At 44.5% G+C, this 16,504-nt stretch carries 18 protein-coding genes and 1 other annotated feature; all 18 genes read right to left on the reverse strand.

What is annotated here, in order from left to right; genetic code table 11:
- Positions 1-61: 61 nt before the first annotated feature.
- The 18 genes from secE to BTA30_RS17630 all read right to left on the reverse strand — a co-directional run bounded on the left by secE (position 62) and on the right by BTA30_RS17630 (position 16,300).
- Complete coding sequence (gene secE, locus BTA30_RS17540; protein WP_076762598.1) at positions 62-232, reverse strand: preprotein translocase subunit SecE; 171 nt, start codon at positions 230-232, stop codon at positions 62-64.
- Between the two features lie 34 nt (positions 233-266).
- Complete coding sequence (rpmG, locus tag BTA30_RS17545) at positions 267-416, reverse strand: 50S ribosomal protein L33 (protein WP_006640304.1); 150 nt, start codon at positions 414-416, stop codon at positions 267-269.
- An 82-nt stretch (positions 417-498) separates the two neighbouring features.
- Complete coding sequence (sigH, locus tag BTA30_RS17550; RefSeq protein WP_026586080.1) at positions 499-1,170, reverse strand: RNA polymerase sporulation sigma factor SigH; 672 nt, start codon at positions 1,168-1,170, stop codon at positions 499-501.
- Between the two features lie 63 nt (positions 1,171-1,233).
- Positions 1,234-1,746, reverse strand: coding sequence for a ribosome-dependent mRNA decay endonuclease Rae1/YacP (gene rae1 / locus BTA30_RS17555; protein WP_076762599.1), 513 nt, complete (start codon positions 1,744-1,746; stop codon positions 1,234-1,236).
- Between the two features lie 6 nt (positions 1,747-1,752).
- Entirely contained in the window at positions 1,753-2,502 is a 750-nt protein-coding gene (rlmB, locus tag BTA30_RS17560; protein ID WP_076762600.1) for a 23S rRNA (guanosine(2251)-2'-O)-methyltransferase RlmB, read from the reverse strand.
- On the reverse strand, positions 2,499-2,915 hold the full coding sequence (locus BTA30_RS17565) for a Mini-ribonuclease 3 (protein ID WP_076762601.1): 417 nt from the start codon (positions 2,913-2,915) through the stop codon (positions 2,499-2,501). The genes rlmB and BTA30_RS17565 overlap by 4 nt, the downstream gene beginning before the upstream one ends.
- Positions 2,916-2,917: 2 nt before the next feature.
- Positions 2,918-4,321 (reverse strand): cysteine--tRNA ligase, encoded by a 1,404-nt coding sequence (gene cysS / locus BTA30_RS17570; protein WP_076762602.1) that lies wholly within the window; start codon positions 4,319-4,321, stop codon positions 2,918-2,920.
- Complete coding sequence (gene cysE, locus BTA30_RS17575; protein WP_076762603.1) at positions 4,318-4,968, reverse strand: serine O-acetyltransferase; 651 nt, start codon at positions 4,966-4,968, stop codon at positions 4,318-4,320. The genes cysS and cysE overlap by 4 nt, the downstream gene beginning before the upstream one ends.
- Before the next feature lie 76 nt (positions 4,969-5,044).
- Positions 5,045-5,275: a binding site (T-box leader), on the reverse strand.
- On the reverse strand, positions 5,276-6,733 hold the full coding sequence (gene gltX / locus BTA30_RS17585) for a glutamate--tRNA ligase (RefSeq protein ID WP_076762605.1): 1,458 nt from the start codon (positions 6,731-6,733) through the stop codon (positions 5,276-5,278).
- A gap of 79 nt (positions 6,734-6,812) precedes the next feature.
- Positions 6,813-7,289 carry a 2-C-methyl-D-erythritol 2,4-cyclodiphosphate synthase gene (gene ispF, locus BTA30_RS17590; RefSeq protein ID WP_076762606.1) on the reverse strand — a complete coding sequence of 159 codons (477 nt, stop codon included), beginning with the start codon at positions 7,287-7,289 and terminating at the stop codon, positions 6,813-6,815.
- Positions 7,282-7,977 carry a 2-C-methyl-D-erythritol 4-phosphate cytidylyltransferase gene (ispD, locus tag BTA30_RS17595; RefSeq protein WP_076762607.1) on the reverse strand — a complete coding sequence of 232 codons (696 nt, stop codon included), beginning with the start codon at positions 7,975-7,977 and terminating at the stop codon, positions 7,282-7,284. Before ispD ends, ispF begins: the two co-directional genes overlap by 8 nt.
- A gap of 15 nt (positions 7,978-7,992) precedes the next feature.
- The gene (locus BTA30_RS17600; protein WP_076762608.1) at positions 7,993-9,081 is read right to left on the reverse strand and encodes a PIN/TRAM domain-containing protein; all 1,089 of its coding nucleotides are present in this window, start codon (positions 9,079-9,081) and stop codon (positions 7,993-7,995) included.
- A gap of 128 nt (positions 9,082-9,209) precedes the next feature.
- Positions 9,210-10,286 carry a DNA integrity scanning diadenylate cyclase DisA gene (gene disA, locus BTA30_RS17605; protein ID WP_076762609.1) on the reverse strand — a complete coding sequence of 359 codons (1,077 nt, stop codon included), beginning with the start codon at positions 10,284-10,286 and terminating at the stop codon, positions 9,210-9,212.
- A 3-nt stretch (positions 10,287-10,289) separates the two neighbouring features.
- On the reverse strand, positions 10,290-11,669 hold the full coding sequence (gene radA, locus BTA30_RS17610; RefSeq protein WP_076762610.1) for a DNA repair protein RadA: 1,380 nt from the start codon (positions 11,667-11,669) through the stop codon (positions 10,290-10,292).
- Positions 11,670-11,746: 77 nt separating this feature from the next.
- Entirely contained in the window at positions 11,747-14,176 is a 2,430-nt protein-coding gene (gene clpC / locus BTA30_RS17615) for an ATP-dependent protease ATP-binding subunit ClpC (RefSeq protein WP_076762611.1), read from the reverse strand.
- Complete coding sequence (gene mcsB, locus BTA30_RS17620; protein WP_076762612.1) at positions 14,173-15,264, reverse strand: protein-arginine kinase McsB; 1,092 nt, start codon at positions 15,262-15,264, stop codon at positions 14,173-14,175. Before mcsB ends, clpC begins: the two co-directional genes overlap by 4 nt.
- On the reverse strand, positions 15,264-15,821 hold the full coding sequence (gene mcsA, locus BTA30_RS17625) for a protein-arginine kinase activator protein McsA (protein WP_076762613.1): 558 nt from the start codon (positions 15,819-15,821) through the stop codon (positions 15,264-15,266). The genes mcsB and mcsA overlap by 1 nt, the downstream gene beginning before the upstream one ends.
- A gap of 14 nt (positions 15,822-15,835) precedes the next feature.
- On the reverse strand, positions 15,836-16,300 hold the full coding sequence (locus tag BTA30_RS17630) for a CtsR family transcriptional regulator (protein ID WP_076762614.1): 465 nt from the start codon (positions 16,298-16,300) through the stop codon (positions 15,836-15,838).
- Positions 16,301-16,504: the final 204 nt, after the last annotated feature.

Consider the following 16,504-nt stretch of genomic DNA (forward strand, 5'->3'; position numbering starts at 1 on the left):
CCGTAAAACGGGTTTTTTGGCAAGTCATATTTAGATCTATTATAACACGTTATGCTGATCATTATTCAACTATTAAACGAATTAATTGCGTAATACCCGAATCGATTAGTGCAAAAAAGATGGCGAAAAAGATAACAGTGGTGATGACAGTGATCGTATAGCGCGTTAAGTCTTTTCCTTTAGGCCATGTGACCTTTTTCATTTCTTTTCCGACATTCTTCAAGAATTTCATAATATAAGAAACCTCCACAACCCAAAAACAAAACCTATTTTGTTTCCAGATGTACTGTATGTGAATTGCAGTTATTGCAGTATTTCTTTACTTCGAGCCGTTCAGCCAAAGCTGCGGAGCTTTTCATTGTCGTATAATTACGGTTCCCGCAATTTTTACAGGCCAACGTTATTTTTTTCTTCATGTTTACACCTTTTTCTGGACTATCATTTCTTAAGTAACATATCACAGTCCTAAAATTACTGTCAATATGCCATAAGCAGCTGCTACAGGCTGATTTCGCGGAGCTCCAGGTACTTTTCCAGCTTTCTTTTGACACGCTGGAGCGCATTATCGATTGATTTTACATGGCGGTTTAATTCTTCAGATATTTCCTGATAGGATCTTCCGTCGAGATAGAGCGCAAGAACTTTTCTTTCCAAATCGCTGAGCAATTCTCCCATTTTCAGCTCGATATCATCGAATTCTTCCTGATTGATGATCAGCTCTTCAGGATTCATGACCTTGGCTCCTGAAATCACGTCGAGAAGCGTCCGGTCTGACTCCTCGTCATAAATGGGCTTGTCCAGCGACACATAAGAATTGAGCGGAATATGTTTCTGGCGAGTAGCTGTTTTTATAGCGGTAATAATCTGGCGGGTAATGCATAATTCTGCAAAAGCTTTAAATGAAGTCAGCTTGTCCTCTCTAAAATCGCGGATAGATTTGTAGAGTCCAATCATGCCTTCCTGAACGATGTCCTCCCGATCAGCCCCAATCAGAAAGTAGGATCTTGCTTTTGCCCTTACAAAATTACGGTATTTTGTAATCAAATAATCTAACGCATCACTGTCTCCGACATGAACCATTTCAATGACCTGCTCGTCCTCCAACTGGCAAAACTGTTCTTTGCTGAACTGCTCTTTGCTGAATTTTCCCTGGTTGTTTTGTAAGTTCACTCCGATCCCCCCGACCGCACGTAGATAGAAATATTATACAGTAATGGACAAAAAAGCGTCAACCTAATCCAAATCGCCCCGCCGCCATTTTTCAAATATCTTCAGGACATCTTCTGATAAAGGAATTTTCCCGGCAGGACGTTCTGAGGTGATTTTTTTCACCCTCTTTTCGATTTTCCTTTCAATCGCTTCAACTTCCCTGAGCAGCTCCCTGGCCGACTTGCGCAGCGCTCCCTGCCCAAAGATTGCCCACTGCTCAGTATAATCGGATGTGGCAACATGGATCTGTGTTTGAATATTATTTAAATCTGACGCAAGCTTCTCAATCCGTTCGTCGGCCGTTTCATTTTCCCTTGTGAAAATCACCTCTACGCGATGATTGATTCTTTTTTTCTCAATCCCTTTGACAAGATGTGCATCAAAGACAACTATGACACGAAAACCGGTATATGATTGATATTCCGCCATTTTTTGAATCAAAAGGTCCCTTGCTTCTTCAAAGCTGTTTGCTTTTAGGTCTTTCAGCTGAGGCCATGCCCCAATCATGTTATAACCGTCGACTAGCAGGATATCCATCCTTTTCTATTCCCCTAAAGGGCTTCGCTTCCGGTACACTTCATACATCAGCAGACCGGCTGCGACAGAGGCGTTCAGTGATGTGACTTTTCCAGCCATCGGCAGACGGATGAGAAAGTCGCATTTTTCTTTAACCAGCCTTCCCATACCTTTTCCTTCACTTCCGATGACCAGCGCAAGAGGCATGTTTCCGTCCAGCGACCTGTAGTCCTGCTGCCCCGATGCATCTGTGCCGACGACCCAGACGCCCCGCTCTTTCATTTCTTCCAATGTCCGCGATAGATTCGTCACTTTTACCACCGGAATATGTTCAATCGCACCAGTCGAGGCTTTGGCGACAGTCGTCGTAAGGCCGACGGCACGCCTTTTTGGAATGATGATGCCGTGGGCGCCGACCGCGTCAGCCGTCCTCATGATCGATCCTAGGTTATGCGGATCTTCGATTTCATCTAGCACGAGAATAAACGGCTGTTCATTTCTGTCTTCGGCCTTTTGAAACAGGTCGTCCAGTTCGGCATACTCGTAAGCCGCCACTTGGGCGACGACACCTTGATGCTGGCCAGTGACCATTTGATCGAGTTTTTTTCTCGGGACATAATGAATCGTGATGCCTTTTTTGACTGCGAGATCAATGACTTGCTGAGCCTGTCCCTTTACTGTGTTTTCCGCCATCCAAAGCTTATACAGTTCACGGCCGGATTTTAACGTTTCAATGACCGCGTTTTTTCCTATGACGTAATCATGCTGCTGGCTCATTTGATTTCCTCCCTGCCGTCCCGTTTTTCCAACGCTTTTTTGATGAGCTCATCAAGCCTCGCTTCCTTGTTCTCAAGAAAAAGATACCCAATAACGGCTTCAAAAGCTGTGCTGTAACGGTACGTTTGGACATCCGTGTTTTTAGGCACCGTTCCGGATTTTGCATTCCGCCCTCTTCTTAGCACAGCCTTCTCTTCTTCGGTGAAAAATCCCTGCTCCTCAAGGGCAAACAGCATGTTTGCCTGTGATTTTGCTGAGACATAGCGGCTCGACTGCTTGTGCAGATCATTAGGCTTGGTCATGCCTTTCTTTAACAGGTGATGCCTTACGTATATTTCCAAAACGGCATCACCCATATAAGCAAGCGCCAAACCATTTAATTGTTTGGCGTCTTTTATGGTTTCTAAATTCATCTTTATGATTCTCCTCTTTTCCAGCGTGTCCCCTGAGGAGTATCCTCCAAGATGATGTTCATGCTTTTCAGCTGATCGCGAATTTGGTCAGATGTAGCAAAGTCCCTGTTTCTGCGAGCTTCATTTCTCTTTTCGATAAGCTCCTCGACTTCCTGATCCAAAAGCTCTTGCTCCTTCAGTGAGAAGCCGAGCACAGAGCAAATCTCATCAAACAGCTGAAGGAATGCTTGAATCACATGTTCAGCGGTGTTCTTTTCCTGCAGATAGTAGTTGGCGTGTTTAGCCAGATCAAACAAGACGGAGATCGCATTCGCTGTATTGAAGTCATCATCCATTGCCGTTTCGAAGGCTTTTCGCTGCCCGTCGATTTTTTCGAGCCACTCGGAATCGCCCTCTGTTAAATTTGTACTGCTTTTCAGCCGATGCTGCAAATTGCTATAAGCGGTTTTTAAGCGGCCAAAAGCGTTTTTTGTGTTCTCCAGAAGCTCAACCGAATAATTGATCGGATGTCTGTAATGAACGGACAGCATGAAAAACCGCAGCACTTGGGGATCATGCTCTTTAATAATGTCATGCACAAGCACAAAATTGCCGAGTGATTTTGACATTTTTTCATTATCAATATTAATATAGCCGTTATGAAGCCAATACTTCGCAAAAAGCTTTCCTGTTAAGGCTTCTGATTGAGCAATTTCGTTTTCGTGGTGAGGGAAGGTTAAATCCTGGCCGCCCGCATGAATGTCGATTGAATCGCCCAAATATTTTCTCGCCATTGCAGAGCACTCAATGTGCCAGCCCGGGCGCCCTTTGCCCCAAGGGCTATCCCAAGAGATTTCGTTATCTTTGGCCGCTTTCCATAATGCGAAATCCAGAGCGTCATCTTTTTTCTCGCCTACTTGTATCCGCGCGCCTGTTCTCAACTCGTCGATCGATTGATGCGATAGTTTTCCATAGCCTTCAAACGACCTTGTTTTGTAATAAACATCACCGTCCGCTTCATAAGCATAGTCCTTGTCAATCAGCGTCCGGATAAAGTCGATGATATCGTCCATGTTTTCAGTGACGCGCGGATGGCAGTCCGCTTTTGTGCAGCCAAGTGAACCGACATCCTCGAAATATGCATTGATAAAGCGTTCAGCAATGACAGGCACCTCTTCACCAAGCTCGTTAGCCGCTTTAATTAATTTGTCGTCCACATCTGTAAAATTGGAGACGTAGTGAACGTCATAGCCTTTATACTCCAAATATTTTCTGACCGTATCATAAACGATAGCCGGCCTTGCATTTCCGATATGAATGTAATTATATACGGTCGGACCGCATACATACATTTTAACCTTTCCTTCTTCAAGAGGCACAAACGGCTCTTTTTTTCGTGTGAGTGTATTATACAGTGTAAGTGTCACAGCTCATCTTCCCTTTCTTTTCTCTGGAGCTCTTGTTTCAGCTGCCTGATTTCATTTTCCAATTCTTTAAAGCGGTCAGCCACCGGATCCGGCAAATCCTGATGATTCAGGTCGCGCCTGATTTTCTTGCCGTTTTGCACAACGACGCGTCCCGGGATGCCAACAACGGTGGAGCATTCAGGCACATCGTGCAGGACGACGGAGCCTGCGCCGATCTTCGACCCTTTTCCGATCGTAATGGAGCCAAGCACTTTGGCTCCCGTTGATATCAGCGAATCATCCTCGATTGTGGGATGCCTTTTTCCTTTTTCTTTGCCTGTTCCCCCGAGCGTTACTCCCTGAAAAACCGTGACATTGTTTCCGATCTCACAGGTTTCGCCGATCACGACCCCCATCCCGTGGTCAATGAAAAACCTCCTGCCGATCTTTGCGCCCGGATGAATTTCGATTCCCGTAAAGAAGCGGGCGATTTGAGAGATTGATCTGGCCATGAAAAATCTTTTTCTTTTATATAAAGCATGTGCAATTCGATGCGCCCATATAGCATGCAAACCCGAATATGTTAATATGACTTCGATATAGCTCCTCGCAGCCGGATCTTGGTCAAAAACGACATCTACATCTTCTTTCAACATTTTAAAGAACACATGATTCCCCCCGTTCCCCGCTTCCTTCTGTCTCTCATCTTTTTATCAAACCATATAAAAAACGCCTCTGTCTGATGACAGAGACGCTTTTTGACGCGCGGTTCCACTCTGTTTAGAAAACGGCACAGCTGTTTCCTCAACTTTGATCCATAACGGCGGATACCGCCTTTGAATACTTGTCATCAAACGTTCTTCAAAGGTCTCAAGAGGCGCATTTCTAAAGCCGGGCACTTAAGTCTTTTCCAGCCGATGAAGACTCTCTCTTTAAAGGCCATAGCTTTATACTTTTCCCTATCAACGATTTATCTTATTGATTAATGTTATTCAGCCGTTTCAAAACGGTGTCTTTTCCTAATAGCTCAATGGACTGAGGCAGCTCAGGCCCATGGGACTGGCCGGTTGTCGCCACGCGGATCGGCATAAACAGCTTTTTCCCTTTATGCCCCGTTTCCTTTTGGACGGCTTTGATCGACGCTTTGATCTCGTCTGCCGTGAATTCCTCCAGCTGTTCAAGCTTTTCAGAAAACACCCGCAGCACTTCCGGAACCTGTTCTTCATCTAAAACTGTTCTTGCTTCACGATTATACTGGATTTCCTCTTTAAAGAACAACTCTGTTAACTCGACAATTTCTGCACCGAAGCTTAGCTGCTCCTGATAAAGTGAAATCAGCTTGCCAACCCACTCTTTTTCGCTTCCGGAAAGTTCTTTTGATACCTTGCCGGCTTTCTGCAAATGAGGAACAGTCAGTTCGATGACCTGATCAAGGTCAAGCTTTTTCACATACTGGTTATTAACCCATTTCAGTTTATGCGTGTCAAACACAGCTGGTGATTTTGACAAACGCTTCACATCAAATATTTCAATAAATTGTTCTTTTGTAAACAGCTCTTCTTCTCCTGCCGGGGACCAGCCAAGCAGCGCGATAAAGTTAAAGAGCGCTTCCGGCAAATAGCCAAGCTCCTCATACTGTTCAATAAACTGAATAATGGATTCATCCCGTTTGCTGAGTTTTTTGCGATTTTCGTTGACGATCAGTGTCATGTGTCCAAATGTCGGAACATCCCAGCCAAACGCATTGTATATCATAATCTGCTTCGGCGTGTTTGAAATATGGTCCTCTCCCCGAAGCACATGTGTCATTTTCATTAAATAGTCATCGACAGCTACAGCGAAATTGTAAGTTGGAGTTCCATCTTTTTTCACGATGACAAAATCGCCGATACCGTCCGTTTCAAAAGAAATGTCATCCTTTACGATATCGTTGAAGCTGATGACTTCTCCTTGGGGAACTTTGAAGCGGATGCTCGGCTGTCTTCCTTCAGCTTCCAGCTTGTCCTGCTCTTCTTTTGTCAAGCTGCGGCATTTGCCGGAGTAGCGCGGCATTTCTCCGCGGGCCGTCTGTTCTTCCCGTTCTTTCTCAAGCTCTTCTTCTGTACAGTAGCACTTATAAGCGAGACCTTTGTCAAGAAGCTCATCATAATATGTTTTGTAAATGTCATTTCTTTCGGATTGGCGGTATGGTCCATAGTCTCCGCCGACATCCACACTTTCATCCCAGTCGATGCCGAGCCACTTTAAGTAGTTAAGCTGGCTTTGCTCCCCGCCTTCAATGTTGCGCTTTCGGTCTGTATCTTCAATACGGATGATGAATTTCCCGCCTTGGCTCCGGGCAAACAAATAATTAAAGAGTGCAGTTCTTGCATTGCCGATATGTAAATGGCCTGTAGGACTCGGCGCATAACGAACCCGAACTTCGTTTCCCATCTGTCTACTTCCTTTCGTCTCAATCAGAGTTCAAATTTATTCTTATTCTATCATCAAATGAATCGGTCTTCAAAATGAATTATGCCTTTTGGAGCAGAACGGAAGCCTGAGCGGCAATTCCTTCAGCTCTTCCCGTAAACCCGAGCTTTTCTGTCGTGGTCGCTTTTACGTTAATTTGGGAAACCTCCGCTTCCAATCCTTCGGCAATTCTGGCTCTCATGTCTTCAATATATGGGGCCATCTTAGGTTTTTGGGCGATGATTGTACAATCAAGATTTCCAAGTGTATAGCCTTTTTCTTTCACAAGCAACCAGACGTGGCGAAGGAGCTTGAATGAATCGGCATCTTTGAATTCCGGATCGGTATCGGGAAAATGCTTTCCAATATCGCCTTCGCCAATTGCACCGAGACAAGCATCCGCAATCGTATGTAAAAGCACATCAGCATCTGAATGTCCGAGAAGGCCTTTCTCATAAGGAATCGTGATCCCTCCTATAATGAGCGGCCTGCCTTCTGCAAGCTGATGAACGTCAAACCCTTGTCCAATTCTAAACATGTTCATTCCTCTTTTCCGCTTCTAATATCGCTTCGGCGACAAGCAGATCATCGGGAGTCGTCAGTTTGATGTTTTGATAATCCCCCTCAACGATCGAAACCTTGCCTCCCGCTTCCTCGACCAGACTGGCATCATCCGTTCCCAAAAAGCCCTTTGCTTCAGCTTCAAGATGAGCGTTCATCAGAATAGAAAGACGAAAAGCTTGTGGGGTTTGCGCGGCCCACAAGCTTGAGCGTTCAATCGTTCCGGCTACCTCATCGTTTTGAACGCGTTTTATCGTGTCTTTAACAGGTACAGCAACGATGGCTGCACCTGTTTGTTTGGCTTTATTAACTAGCTGTTCGATATGTTTCTGTTTAATAAAGGGCCTCGCTCCGTCATGAACAAGGACCATCTCCTCTTGTCCGGCAGCTTTAATGCCTTGAAATACGCTTTGCTGGCGCTCTTTGCCGCCAGGTACGACCTCGATCGGAGTTGTAAAATGATGTTGTTTTAAATGGGTGCTGAATTCGCTGAACTCTTGTTCATTGATGACGAGAATGATCCTTTTACAGGCATCATGCTCTTCAAACACCTTTAGTGTATGAATAATAACTGGTATTCCTTTTGCCTTGATAAACAGTTTGTTTTTCCCGGCATTCATTCGTTTACCTTGTCCGGCAGCAGGAATAACGACTTCATAATTCATCTGCTTTCTCCCTTTTTAAAGCGCCTTTTCCAGCAGTTTCGGCTTGGCGAATATCATTCTGCCGGCTGCTGTCTGCAGCACACTGGTCACAAGCACGTCGATATGTTTGCCGATATAGTTTCGTCCTTCTTCAACGACAATCATTGTGCCATCGTCCAAATAAGCCACGCCCTGATTATGTTCTTTTCCGTCTTTAATCACCTGTACCTTCATTTCTTCTCCCGGAAGCACGACAGGTTTGACGGCATTGGCAAGGTCGTTTATGTTTAATACGGCTACCTTCTGAAGTTCGCATACTTTGTTCAAGTTGAAATCGTTTGTGACGACGACACCTGAAGTCAGCTTTGCAAGTTTGACGAGTTTGCTGTCAACTTCTTGAATGTCTTCAAAATCGCCTTCGTAAATTTCCACTTTGATATCAAGTTCTTTTTGGATCCGGTTTAAAATATCAAGCCCTCGTCGTCCTCTGTTGCGTTTGAGGACATCGGAAGAGTCGGCGATATGCTGAAGTTCCTCCAGTACAAACTGCGGAATCACGATGACGCCTTCAAGAAAACCGGTCTGACAAATATCAGCAATTCTCCCATCTATAATAACACTTGTATCTAAAATTTTCAGCTTTTTGTCTTCTTCTGTACGCTCTTCTTCAGTCGTGCCTTTTTTCTTTCGGGAAGAGAAAAGGGTGAGCATCTCGTCTTTTTTCTTAAAGCCGACCCGGAATCCAAGGTAGCCCAGGAAAGCTGCAAGCACAATCGGAATCACCGTGCTGATCAGCTGATATGGGAAGTCTTTTAACGGAATAACGTTGACGATAAGATAAGCTAGCATAAGTCCGAAGATTAATCCCAAAGAGCCAAACAACAAGTCTGATACTGGAGCTTTTATTAGAGAATCCTCAATCCGTTTCACCCAGTTAATGACATGATCCGCACACCAGATGCCCAGAAGAAAAAAGATGATAGCTCCCAAACAAGCGGACGCATACGGGTTTGTTACTAAAGGTATGTCCTGTACATTTAACAGTACAAACAATTCCGGTATGAGAAAAATACCGATAACGCCTCCCAAAATCGCAAAGAACGATTGAACTATTCGTTTTAACATACCTTCACCTCCTTTTATTTATGGTTAGATTTTTATAAATGCAGCTGTGTCAATCTGTAAAGGGAAAACAAAAAGTAAGAATAATATACCCATAAATTGCATATTTTAATCGCTTTTAGAAAAATTTCTTACAGCTGCCTGTCAATATAATGTTTTTCTTGAAGTCTTTTTAAACCCTTCTTTATCTTTTGGGCACGAACAGCCCCAATTCCTTCCACTTCATCCAATTCTTTTACATCCGCTTCGATGATGAGCTTTAAATGGCCAAACGCTTCGACAACATTTTCGACAATCGGCATAGGCAGCCGGGGAATTTTGTGAAGCAGTCTGAAGCCTCGAGGAAATACGTATTCCTCCATATTCGTTGAAGCTGAATAACCGAGAAGCTTCAGCAGAATGACATCATCCAGCAATTCAAAGCTCGACATATCTTGAAGCTGTTTCAGCAGGACGAATGGGTCTTTAATTTTTTCTTTGACATAGTCTTTTACAAACAGCGCCGCTTCCTGCTCCATATCTGTGATCAGCTCGCTTACTTGAAGCCTGATAAGGTGGCCTTCCGTTCCGAGCTCTTTAATATACATATTAATTTCATTTTTGATTCGCAGCACCATTTCATATCGATGCATAACGGAAATGACGTCTCCGAATGTGACAAGCTCTTCAAACTCTAAAGCGCTCAAAGTGGCAATCGCGGTGTCCAAAATTAATTTATATTTTTCAAGAGTCTGAATAGCCTGATTGGCTTTTGTCAAAATAAAGCCAATATCCTTAAGAATATATTTCATATTTTCCTGATAGAGCGTAATGACATTCCGCCTTTCAGATATTGCGATGATCAGACAACCGGTCTGCTTGGCCACACGTTCAGCTGTCCTGTGTCTCATCCCTGTTTCTGAAGAGGGAATCGTTGCCTCGGGCATGAGCTGCGTATTGGCATATAAGATCTTTTGTCCTGAATCGCTGAGAATAATTGCGCCGTCCATTTTAGCCAGCTCGTACAAATGGGCCGGAGAAAAAGCAGAGTTAATGTGAAATCCTCCGTCAACCACTTCTTTTACTTTATCGTTAAAGCCGACAACAATTAATCCGCCCGTTTTTGCCCGCAGTACATTTTCAATTCCTTCGCGAAGAGGCGTGCCGGGGGCGACAAACTGCAATATTTCCGAAAGATCCTGTTTCGCTCCTTTTTTTTCTTTTTCCATTTATCATGATCCTCCTAATGAAGCCCGAAGCGCCTCAGCTACATTTTCAACGCCGACGATCTCAATTCCTTTCGGCTTGGTCCAGCCTTCCGCATTCGCAGAAGGAATAATCATTCTCTTAAAGCCAAGCTTTGCGGCTTCCTGAACCCTCTGTTCAATTCTAGATACTCTTCGGACCTCTCCTGTTAAGCCGACCTCTCCGATAAAACAATCTGTCGGATGAGGCGGGGTATCTCTGAAGCTTGAAGCGATGCTGACCGCAACGGCAAGGTCAATTGCCGGTTCATCCAGCTTCACTCCGCCGGCCACTTTTAAATAGGCATCCTGATTTTGAAGAAGAAGGCCCACTCTTTTTTCCAAGACCGCCATGAGCAATGAGACGCGATTATGATCAATTCCCGTTGCCATCCGGCGCGGGTTTCCAAAGCTCGTAGGTGAGATGAGCGCCTGTATTTCGACTAAGACCGGCCTCGTGCCTTCCATTGAAGCGACGACACTTGATCCGGCCGCCCCCGCCGAGCGTTCTTCCAGAAAAATTTCTGACGGGTTCAGAACCTCTGTCAGACCTTCTTCCCTCATTTCAAAAATTCCCATCTCATTTGTCGAGCCGAAACGGTTTTTGACGGCTCTCAGAATGCGGAAAGTATGGTGTCTCTCCCCTTCAAAGTAAAGGACGGTGTCGACCATATGTTCCAGCAGTCTCGGCCCCGCAATCGAACCCTCTTTCGTCACATGCCCGACGATAAATATAGGAATCCCTTTTGTTTTGGCCATTCTCATCAGCTCTGCGGTGCATTCTCTGACTTGGGACACACTGCCCGGGGCTGAAGTGATATCGCTTTGATAAACGGTTTGAATCGAGTCAACCACCACAAATGAAGGATTCATCTCTTCTATAGAAGACGTAATATACTCCATATCGGTTTCAGATAAAACGTGAAGAGTTGGACTGTTGATTCCTAATCGGTCCGCCCTCAGCTTTGTTTGTTTAACTGACTCTTCCCCTGATATGTACAAGACATTTTCCTTCGAATCAGCAAGCTGGGCAGACACCTGCAGCAGCAAAGTCGACTTTCCGATGCCGGGGTCGCCGCCGATTAACACAAGCGAACCTTTGACGATGCCATTGCCCAATACGCGGTTAAATTCGCCCGATTTCGTTTGTATCCTCGGCTCTTCCGTCGTTTCAATTGATGTAATAGGGGAAGGCTTCTGCACCGTTTGAACGGAATGCGAAAAAGCGGTTCTTCGGTTGGCGGCCGGTTTCTTAACCGTTTCTTCGACCATCGTGTTCCATGCGCCGCATCCCGGACACTTCCCCATCCACTTGGCAGATTCATAGCCGCATGATTGACAGATAAATTTAGTTTTTGTTTTAGCCATTGGTTTTTCAAAACGCTCCCTTTATAAGAAAGTGAGGCATACTTATGAAACGTATGCCTCTGTCCTTTGTCTCTATATTAATTCGTTTTTGCTTCTGTTTTTACGACAAATTCTCCATTATCTACGTCGAGAACAATGTTCTGCCCTTTATCGATTTGACCTTTCAGAAGTTGCTCAGACAGCCGGTCTTCGACATGTTTTTGGATGGCTCTTCTGAGTGGACGGGCTCCGTACTCAAGGTCCACTCCTTCTTCGGCAATCTTTTCTTTTGCCGCTTCCGTCAGCTCAATTGAAAGATCTTGTTCTTTAAGACGCTTTGTCAATTGTTCTGACATGAGCGAGACGATATCCTTTAAGTGTTTTTTCTCCAAAGAGTGGAAGACGATGATTTCATCAATCCGGTTAATGAATTCTGGTCTGAAAGCGCGTTTTAATTCACCCATGACCTTATCTTTCATATCTTTGTATGTCTGGGTTTCATCCTGCACGTTGAACCCGACGTATTTATTTCTTCTCAGCTCGCTGGCTCCTACATTGGATGTCATGATGAGAATCGTATTTCTAAAGTCTACTGTGCGCCCTTTTGAATCAGTCAAACGTCCGTCTTCAAGCACTTGAAGCAAAATATTGAAGACGTCAGGGTGCGCTTTTTCAATCTCATCGAGCAAGACGACTGAATAAGGTTTTCTTCTCACTTTTTCAGTCAGCTGTCCTCCCTCATCATAGCCGACATATCCCGGAGGTGAACCGACGAGTCTTGATGTTGAATGTTTCTCCATGTACTCTGACATATCAATGCGAATCATCGCTTCTTCATCGCCAAAAATAGATTCGGCAAGCGCGCGGGCAAGCTCTGTTTTACCTACCCCTGTAGGACCAAGGAAAATAAATGAGCCGATCGGACGCTTTGGATCTTTCAATCCGGCACGCGCACGTCTGACAGCTTTGGCTACCGCGACAACGGCTTCATCCTGGCCGATTACCCGTGAATGGAGAATGCTCTCCATGTTCAGCAGTTTATCTGTCTCAGTTTGCGCGATTTTTGAAACCGGCACTCCAGTCCAGCTTGATACGACCATCGCGATATCCTCAACCGTTACTTCGGAGTTTTCTTGACCTTGCTTTTCTTTCCATGTTTTCTTTGTTTCTTCCACCTGTTCCCGCAGACGCTGTTCTGTATCACGTAAAGATGCTGCTTTTTCAAATTCCTGGCTTTGGACAGCGGCATCTTTTTCTTTACGCACCTCATCCAATTTTTGTTCAAGCTCTTTTAAATTAGGAGGTGTTGTGAATGAACGCAGGCGAACTTTTGAACCGGCCTCATCGATTAGATCGATCGCTTTGTCAGGCAGGAAACGGTCTGAAATATAGCGGTCTGACAGCTTTACAGCCGCCTCGATCGCTTCATCTGTAATCGATACGCGGTGGTGAGCTTCATAGCGGTCCCTGAGCCCTCTTAAAATTTGAATGCTTTCTTCAGGTGACGGCTGATCGACTTGAATCGGCTGAAAACGCCGTTCAAGGGCAGCATCTTTTTCGATATATTTACGGTATTCATCAAGGGTTGTAGCACCGATGCATTGCAGCTCGCCCCGTGCCAGTGACGGTTTCAGGATATTGGATGCATCGATGGCGCCTTCTGCTCCGCCGGCTCCGATTAAAGTATGCAGTTCATCGATAAACAGAATGATATTTCCGGCCTGACGGATTTCATCCATCACTTTTTTAAGGCGGTCTTCAAACTCCCCGCGGTATTTTGTGCCTGCGACAACTGTTCCCATATCAAGCGTCATGACCCGCTTGTCGCGTAAAATTTCCGGCACTTCATTGTTGATGATCTGCTGGGCCAAACCTTCGGCAATCGCCGTTTTACCGACACCGGGCTCTCCGATTAAAACAGGGTTGTTTTTCGTTCTCCTGCTCAATACTTCAATGACGCGCTGGATCTCTTTGCTTCGGCCGATGACGGGATCGAGGCTGTCTTCTTTGGCAATGGCCGTTAAATCGCGAGCAAGACTGTCTAATGTAGGTGTATTAGCGTTGCTGTTTGCACCTGAAGTTCCGCCGCTCTCATTGCTGCCCAAAAGCTGCAATACTTGCTGTCTCGCTTTATTTAAGCTGACGCCTAAGTTATTCAGCACTCTTGCCGCTACGCCTTCTCCTTCGCGAATTAAGCCCAGGAGGATGTGTTCGGTTCCCACATATGAATGCCCCAGCTTTCTTGCTTCATCCATCGCAAGCTCAGTTACTTTTTTGGCTCTTGGTGTGTAATGAATGGATTGGGACATTTCCTGGCCGCGGCCAATTAGACTTTCAACCTCTTTTTGAATTTTGTCAGGGCTGAGTCCCAACGCCTGCAATGCCTTCGCCGCAATGCCTTCTCCCTCACGAACAAGGCCGAGGAGAATATGTTCAGTTCCAATATTATTATGACCCAGACGCAGAGCCTCTTCTTGAGCAAGCGCCAATACTTTTTGTGCTCTTTCTGTAAATCTTCCAAACATCATATTGATTCATCCTCCTGTCTATTGCCGTTGTTTTCTAGTTTTAACCTCTCCCTGATAAGAGCGGCTCTCCTGACATCCCTCTCGTTTGCCCTTAGTGCACCTCCTGAATATTGCTGCAGAAAGCCGGGCTGAGTTAAGATCATCAGTTCATTAAGTATATTGCTGGAAAGACCTTTTATTATTCCCAGGTCAATTCCCAGACGAACGTCTGAAAGACACCGTGCTGTCTCTTTCGATTCGATCATCCGGCAGTTGGAAAGAACGCCGTAGGATCTGTAGACGCGGTCTTCAAGTTCAATTTGTGAAGTCTGATAAAGCGCCTTTCTTGCTGAACGTTCTTGTTCGACTAGTTGAGCAACGACGCTGTTAAGGTCTTCAACAATGTCATGTTCTGATTTTCCAAGGGTTATTTGATTTGAAATTTGAAAGATATTTCCTAATGCTTCGCTGCCTTCACCGTAAATTCCTCTAACAACAAGCCCTAATTGATTAATTGCCGGTATAATTCGATTGATTTGCCTAGTTAGCACTAGTGCAGGGAGATGCATCATGACAGATGCCCTCAGCCCAGTTCCGACATTTGTAGGGCAACTCGTCAAGTAGCCTCTTTGTTCTGAAAAAGCATAGTCGACCCGCTCTTCAATCCAATCGTCCACTTGGTTTGCCGCTTTTAAAGCTTCAAACAGCTGAAATCCCGGGAAAAGACATTGAATTCGTATATGATCTTCCTCATTTAACATAATGCTGACTTCTTCATTTTCAGAAAGAAGGCATGCACCGAAAGAGGCTTCTGTTAAATGCGGGCTGATCAGATGTTTTTCTACAAGCACCCTTTTTTCCAACGGTTGAACCTGCTCCATTTTCACCAGCTCAAACTTCCCGATGCCGGGAACCTCATATCCGGTGAATTGTTCTTCAAATAAAGCAATAATAGCTGCTGCTTCTTCATTTGAAAAAAGCGTTGGAAAACGAACTTTCTCAAAATTGCGCGCAAGGCGGATCCGGCTGCTCAACACGATGTCACTCTCAGGGCCTTTTTGCCGCATCCAGTTGCTTAGCGCGTCCTGAATAAAATGCTGCAGTGACATCAGTCTTCTCCCTCCTTCTTGTTTGCATTCAAATTTTGCTCAAGTGACCTGATTTGATCTCTGATATTGGCCGCTTTTTCAAACTCCTCCTGCTGAATCAACTCTTTCAGCTCTTTTTTCAATGTCTCGATTTGTCTTCTCACATGCAGGTTTCCTCCAATTCGCTTCGGAATCTTTCCTGCATGGACGGTATTTCCGCTGTGGACTTTACGCAAAACTGGCGTGATGTATGAATGGAATGTTTTATAGCACTCCGAACATCCAAAACGTCCGGTTTTTCTGAATTCAGAGAATGTCATATCGCACTTTTTGCATCGAAGGACTTGTTCAGGCTGTTTAAAAAGTTGAGCCTCACTGCTGTTTGTAAAAGACGAATCAATATTTAAAAGTCCGGATAACAAGTTGTGGATGGAGAATCCGCCATTTTCATTCATAGAGTATGATTCACTGTTCTCTTTCGCACATTGTTCACAAATATGCATTTCTTTTTTTTCGCCATTTATGACTTTTGTAAAGTGAAAAGTAGCCGGCCTTTTATTACATTCTTGACATATCACGCTTTTCACCCGCTTTACTTAAATTTAAGTGACGTAAGCATGGCCTTCATCATTCTTGCCCTTAACTCATCACGTTCAGGTAAATCGATATATAAAACAGAACGATCCATTACACTGACCATCAATTTTGCTTCACTTTCTGTGATCACGCCATTTTCTAACAGCCGTAAAATGATGTCATCCGAGGCAGCTTGTGAGAGTCTTGTATAGATTTGATTTATAATATTATTGATCAAATCAATTTTGTCGTTCATTTTAATTTTAATGATCCGGATATAGCCTCCACCGCCTCTTTTGCTTTCGACAATATATCCCCGTTCACTTGTAAATCGCGTATTGATGACGTAATTGATCTGGGAAGGGACACATTGAAACTTGTCGGCTATTTCACTCCGTTTAATCTCCAAAATTTCCTTACCGTTCTTTTCTAATACTTGTTTTAAATACTGTTCGATGATATCAGAAATATTTTTCCCCACTCAGCCCCCTCCTTCACTTGACTTTGACTATATTTGACTTTAACTTTACTATAAGTGGTTTTCGTTTTTTTTTCAACTAATTGCTCTTCCATCTTTATTATTTCCACTTTTGACTATCATAAAACCTTTGGATAAATAAATAAAAACAAAAAAGACCAGCTGATATCAGCTGGTCTTCCTAAGCGCTTGGCGGCGTCCTACTCT

Source organism: Bacillus swezeyi, from assembly GCF_001969815.1.
Classification (GTDB): domain Bacteria; phylum Bacillota; class Bacilli; order Bacillales; family Bacillaceae; genus Bacillus; species Bacillus swezeyi.

Coding starts and splice junctions, on each gene's coding strand:
- secE (WP_076762598.1), bottom strand. CDS start 232: ATGAAATTCTTGAAGAATGTCGGAAAAGAAATGAAAAAGGTCACATGG.
- rpmG (WP_006640304.1), bottom strand. CDS start 416: ATGAAGAAAAAAATAACGTTGGCCTGTAAAAATTGCGGGAACCGTAAT.
- rae1 (WP_076762599.1), bottom strand. CDS start 1,746: ATGGATATCCTGCTAGTCGACGGTTATAACATGATTGGGGCATGGCCT.
- rlmB (WP_076762600.1), bottom strand. CDS start 2,502: ATGAGCCAGCAGCATGATTACGTCATAGGAAAAAACGCGGTCATTGAA.
- BTA30_RS17565 (WP_076762601.1), bottom strand. CDS start 2,915: ATGAATTTAGAAACCATAAAAGACGCCAAACAATTAAATGGTTTGGCG.
- gltX (WP_076762605.1), bottom strand. CDS start 6,733: ATGGGAAACGAAGTTCGGGTTCGTTATGCGCCGAGTCCTACAGGCCAT.
- ispF (WP_076762606.1), bottom strand. CDS start 7,289: ATGTTTAGAATTGGACAAGGGTTTGACGTTCATCAGCTTGCAGAAGGC.
- ispD (WP_076762607.1), bottom strand. CDS start 7,977: ATGAATTATGAAGTCGTTATTCCTGCTGCCGGACAAGGTAAACGAATG.
- BTA30_RS17600 (WP_076762608.1), bottom strand. CDS start 9,081: ATGTTAAAACGAATAGTTCAATCGTTCTTTGCGATTTTGGGAGGCGTT.
- disA (WP_076762609.1), bottom strand. CDS start 10,286: ATGGAAAAAGAAAAAAAAGGAGCGAAACAGGATCTTTCGGAAATATTG.
- radA (WP_076762610.1), bottom strand. CDS start 11,669: ATGGCTAAAACAAAAACTAAATTTATCTGTCAATCATGCGGCTATGAA.
- clpC (WP_076762611.1), bottom strand. CDS start 14,176: ATGATGTTTGGAAGATTTACAGAAAGAGCACAAAAAGTATTGGCGCTT.
- mcsB (WP_076762612.1), bottom strand. CDS start 15,264: ATGTCACTGCAGCATTTTATTCAGGACGCGCTAAGCAACTGGATGCGG.